The sequence below is a fragment of the uncultured Campylobacter sp. genome, from assembly GCF_937949835.1.
GTDB lineage: Bacteria > Campylobacterota > Campylobacteria > Campylobacterales > Campylobacteraceae > Campylobacter_B.
On the sequence record NZ_CALEDC010000179.1, the window covers coordinates 1 to 1287 of the forward strand.

Consider the following 1287-nt stretch of genomic DNA (forward strand, 5'->3'; position numbering starts at 1 on the left):
CGCAAGCTAATCGTAGATAGCTTCGGTGGCTACAGCCCCATAGGCGGCGGCGCTCAAAGTAGCAAAGACTATACTAAGGTCGATCGTAGCGGGCTTTATGCGGCGCGCTACATCGCCAAAAACATCGTCGCGGCGGGGCTTGCGAAAAAATGCATCGTCCAGCTCAGCTACGCAATCGGCGTCGCAAAGCCCGTCAGCGTCAGCGTCGATTGCATGGGGACAAATTTAGGCGCGGCGAGCGACGATGAGCTATCTGCTTTCGTGCTTGAAAAATTCCCGCTCACGCCGCGCTGGATCATCGATAAATTCGGCCTTGATCGCCCCGGCAAAGGAAGCTTTCTCTACGCCGACGTAGCCGCACGCGGACAGGTCGGAAACGACGAATACCCGTGGGAGAAGCTCGATAGCGTGGAGCTTTTTAAGGCTTTGAAATAAAATTTACGCTTTGTGGCAGCGCTCTTTTTAGCTTACGACATTCGCTAGGCTTGCAGCAGGGAGCTTAGCTCGATTATTCTACGCGGCTTTGCATGCCGTGTAGTTTTATCGCATCCCAAAAAATAGCGTTGCGGCAAAATTCTGTATCAAAATTCTAAACCGTGGAATTTAAGAGTTTTCGCAGGTAGAATCGAATTTTAAAATTTTAAGCCTAACTCGCGCAAAATTTTAAAATTGGCGCGGTGAAATTCCAAGGCTGAGCCCGTCTAGTTTAGTGATAAATTCTAACTAGAGCAGGCTTTAAAAGTATTTGCATACAAGCTTTAAATCTGCAATCGCTTAAAATGAAATTTGACCTATAAAATTTTTTCTAACATGCTTTGTGCTTAATCTCCTAAGGACAAAAATTTTATATTCTCCTTACTTGTGATGTTTAAGCGTGTAAATTTTAAAATTTTGCCATTTTATTTGAAGTTCACTGCTTTATACAACAAGAAAACCCGAAGTAAATTTCATTTAAAAGCGGCATTTGCAAGATAAAAGCGCTGAAATTTTAAAATGTGGAATTTATGAACGCTACTAATTTAAAATCTCAGATTGGCACGCTTCGCCAAAGCTCCTCCGCTAACTATGCGAAATGAAAAAGTAAGATTAAATTCTCCCCCGCGCGATGTCGCCCGCAAACGAGCACGGCAAAATATCAAGATTAAATAACATAAGAGATAAAAGAATAAGACAAAAGGAGGAGGCTCAAAGCTTTCTAAAATTCTAGCCTTGTGCGGCGGCGACCGAGCGGCTTTTAAATTGGGCTTAAACGCAGTGATGCGAATTGCGCACCATAATTTAAATGCT

Annotated in this window: 1 protein-coding gene; it reads left to right on the forward strand. The window is 43.6% G+C overall.

From position 1 onward, the window contains the following. On the forward strand, positions 1-435 hold a 435-nt coding region (locus Q0256_RS03865; RefSeq protein ID WP_297960199.1), incomplete at its 5' end, for a methionine adenosyltransferase domain-containing protein. Positions 436-1287 lie beyond the last annotated feature (852 nt).